Here is a 3,932-nt window from a genome sequence, read left to right as displayed (position 1 = left end):
TAAGAATCCTTTCTTTCCGGTTTGAATCTGCGTATTACCTCAAGTCGCATCGTGGGGTAAGGGGATGTTGGCTACATATTGATGTTGTGCTGTTGCTTTTTACTGAAAGCTACTACTAACGACTCATAAATCTACCCTTAATCGTGTATTGGATGATAGTTGCGGATTTTAGGATCATATTTCTGACTTATTACTTGCAAAATATTGAGTAATAACTGGTTGCAAATACACTATAGAACCCGTCAGCATCCAGTAAGAACTGCTGGCGGGTCACTTTTTACCGTAATTCTAAATCAAAATACATCATTGATTGTAGAGCTGTAAAAGTATATTTTTATACTAAAGTGGCAAATACCCATTTGGGGCTGTCGCCATTATTGAACTTATTGCAAAAGCACGATTATCAATGCCGATACAAGAAGAACGATAGCAATAGTATTGATTGTCACACCCCACACTTTGCCCTTCGAACTCTTCTCTCTTAATGCTCTTGCGAGGTTGGTTATTGCAATTACAAGCAGTACTAATTGCACAATGTAAAATTTATACATAACGAGAATATTTTAATTATTTATCAGCGGTGAATAAAATGTGTCTTACTTGTAAAATGTTACAGTTATTTAACTTATTGATTATTCTCTAAATCGACCTACATCATTGCTGATGGACTTCTGTTCACTGATATCTTTGATCTTATTATGAGTTTATTCATATTAATATCATATTTTGGTTAAACGAAATTTGATGTTTTATGGATAGACAATATTTATAATACCCCAGTTCCTCGTTTCATCATTTCAGTTTGTTTCTGAACCATTTCTTGGAACTCTGCATTTGTCATCTTTTTGCCTCCTGTTGGGACCACAATGGACTGTTTTGTATTATCATCAATACTGGTAGCAGTATAAATATATTGATCTAAATGAGCTTCCAAAATAAGTCCAGGTAGATTTGTGTTAATTGGGCCGTCTGCCACAGGAATGTGTTCAGTATACCAAACTATGTTTTTACCATCAGATGATATAGCTTTTTTACATTCAAAACCAAGAATTTCTTTTACTTCATTTTCGACAATATTAAACTGTTCAACAGCGATAGTATCAGTAACTAAAAACTCTTTACCAAGAAATAGCGTCTTACTTATTATCTGTTTGGTTTGATGATTCTTGTAGGTAACGTTTTTTGATTGCTCCTCTGTCATAGCACTCAAATCCATTGTTTGCCCCATAAATGAAATCTCTTGTTTTTTATTAGAAGGTAACATTTGGAAAGTGCTTTCATTATTTGCATAGGTTAAGCCATAGGAAAAATCCACCTTACCATATGCATTAATCAGCGCTCTACGCATATCTTCGGGCAAGCCTGTCTCTTTAAACAACTCTTCAGATGCTGTGTTGATTCGTGCAGAATATACAACGCTAATTTCTTGTGCGTTAGCCTGCCATGATAACAATGCTGTAAACATTGTAACTAATAAAAGTTGAAAATTTTTCATAACTACATGTATTTAAAATGATTACTTAATATTTTAATGTTATGCCGCACATGATATAACCAGGCATATAATGTACTAGGCGAGTATTAGTAAAATAGTCGTTGATTACCACTTCCTCCTGAATTCGTCCTTTTAAATTTAGGACATCGTTTCCGATACAATACAAAGACAATTTAGAGGAAATATTATATCTGAATTCAAAATCCAGATACATATTATGGCTTGGGCTTTCATTTATTCTATAATCTCTGAATCTGACATCGAATGCAGCATACAATTTGTCTGTATTATATGAAAGCAGAGCAAGATAATTGATATTACACAATTTATTATTAGACAGCTGATTTTTATAATTACTAATCATAATATCTGCTGTGATCTTACCATTAAATCCTTTCTTATAATGGGTACTGATAATTCCTTGTATGTTATATGAGTTAAACTTGGTATTAATCAACTTATCATCATAAAATAGCGGTGTGTCATTATATATATAGTTAAAATTAAGTTTGGTGTTTAATGGCATAAACATAAACCTTTTTTCAACTGAAGATATTATTGATACGCTATTGATGCCTGTATCGTATGTTTGGCGATTAATTTTATCAACAATCCCAGTCTGGTGATGGTTATTTATAATATCGTTTTCTATACATTCATATGATAACATAATCAAAATAGGAACCTTCCTGTTTATATTATTATGAGAACTTATTTTAAATAGGAACTTATTTAATAATATGAAGCATAATGTGTTATGGCTTAAACAAATACTGTAATAACATCTCTATTAAAAGTTCCTATTTCTTTTGTATTCTGAAGCAAAATCCATTTATACTGGCCTAAATCTATATAGTCATCAACCACAAAATAGATACAGATAAAATAGCATGAAAAATGCCTGACACTATACATTTGTGCCAGGCATTTTTCTCGCAGATAAATCCGAATTTACAATTCTCATATACTTCAGATGTAGGTTGCCGTTTCTAAAGCGATATAAAGTTTGTTTAAACTATGGTTGGCATTGTTCAAGCCTTTGGCTTCATATCCATTTGTATCCAAAATGTCACCTGCTTCAAAAAAAGCATACAACTTCAAATTGTAGAAGTCGCACACAGATTGAACTCCAGCCAATTCCATTTCTACAGCGATGCACCCTTCTTCCATACGTTTGCGTACAAGTCCTTTTGTTTCTCTGATCATCGAATCTGTCGTCCATATTTTACCTGTAATATATGGTACAGATAATTTGTCGAAAATTATGGAAAGTTCCTTGCTTGCGGCTATATCAATATAGTCGGCTGGTGCTGCAAAATAATATGAACACCCGTCCCCTCTGTAACTTTGTGTCGGTATGATAAATCTACCTTGTGTGGTTGTACGGTCAAGACTGCCACAGGAACCGAACATAATGAACTTTGATGCTCCAGTTAGCCAGCTTGCAAGATGACATTTAGAGGATGCTACTGCTGAACCTATTCCTGACAGGTAGAAAGTTATCGTAACTCCTTTATAAGTTGTTTTATAGATATGCGTATCGCCATTGCAAGCCGGCATAGTTGCAATAATTTCAGATTCGTAGGAATCAAGTAAATGCCGATGAATCTCCTTCGAGAATATTATCAGGCATATATCTGCAAAATCTCCACGTCTGCCGTAGAAATCAAACAGATTGATCATTGGTTCAGTTTCAATATCATAACTATCAGTAATCATAGCATATTGAATCAGATGTGAGTTTTATATTGCTCCGGTATCTCAAGATTGAAAGTTCTGCATAATAACAGGACGTCGTGGACATCATTTTCATCGTATTCATATCCAAGATGGAACTGTACCTGTGCCTCCGGGTTTATGCATGTTACCTCAATATTCCCGATATTTCCTTTACCTGAGAAAGTTTCGCTTGGGAAAGTGTATCCGTCATATAGAATTCCATCTTCGACATATTCGAAACAATGCAGATCGATTATTCTTCCGTTGTCATCTTTCCAGACAGTATGGCTATCGGTCGTATAGTCCATTACAACTTCTCTGTATCCCTTCCAGGTAATCACGGATATGGCCTTACCATAGTCTTTCTTCTCTACGAACAGATCGATGTCGTTATGTATTCTTGTTTCTCTGCCTATAAGTGCATCGACACCCCAACCGCCGTCCAGAAACACCTTTACAGATGCTTCAGACAGCATTTCAAGAATCTCACATGCATCAAAATAAGTGACCATAAAATTTCGATTTATTTATCCTTAATTCCGCAACACTTTGATTTAACTTTATTTATAAGTTCCTGAGCAACAATAAGTTGCCTAGGATTTTGCCATGTCAGATTTTTCACTTATCTTAGTGTTGCAATTAGAAAACAAGCGAAAATCGTAACAAGGCGCTGCAAAGGTACAAATAAAATTCGAAAAACTCACACCTTTTGGAGGAA

Annotated in this window: 4 protein-coding genes; all 4 read right to left on the bottom strand. The window is 34.5% G+C overall.

The features are described 5' to 3' along the window. Positions 1–766: 766 nt before the first annotated feature. The 4 genes from ACTQ53_RS17235 to ACTQ53_RS17220 all read right to left on the bottom strand — a co-directional run bounded on the left by ACTQ53_RS17235 (position 767) and on the right by ACTQ53_RS17220 (position 3,726). Positions 767–1,495 carry a GLPGLI family protein gene (locus tag ACTQ53_RS17235; RefSeq protein ID WP_441200758.1) on the bottom strand — a complete coding sequence of 243 codons (729 nt, stop codon included), beginning with the start codon at positions 1,493–1,495 and terminating at the stop codon, positions 767–769. Between the two features lie 25 nt (positions 1,496–1,520). Beyond that, entirely contained in the window at positions 1,521–2,165 is a 645-nt protein-coding gene (locus tag ACTQ53_RS17230) for a hypothetical protein (RefSeq protein WP_441219618.1), read from the bottom strand. A gap of 299 nt (positions 2,166–2,464) precedes the next feature. Further along, on the bottom strand, positions 2,465–3,214 hold the full coding sequence (locus ACTQ53_RS17225; RefSeq protein ID WP_441934519.1) for a nucleoside phosphorylase: 750 nt from the start codon (positions 3,212–3,214) through the stop codon (positions 2,465–2,467). Positions 3,215–3,225: 11 nt separating this feature from the next. After that, the gene (locus tag ACTQ53_RS17220; RefSeq protein WP_006743465.1) at positions 3,226–3,726 is read right to left on the bottom strand and encodes a nucleotidyltransferase domain-containing protein; all 501 of its coding nucleotides are present in this window, start codon (positions 3,724–3,726) and stop codon (positions 3,226–3,228) included. Between the last annotated feature and the right edge of the window lie 206 nt (positions 3,727–3,932).

It is taken from the genome of Prevotella sp. Sow4_E9_plate (genome assembly GCF_052116205.1).
GTDB lineage: Bacteria > Bacteroidota > Bacteroidia > Bacteroidales > Bacteroidaceae > Prevotella.
Note: the sequence above shows the minus strand (reverse complement) of the source record. Positions and strands in the feature narration are given on the sequence as shown.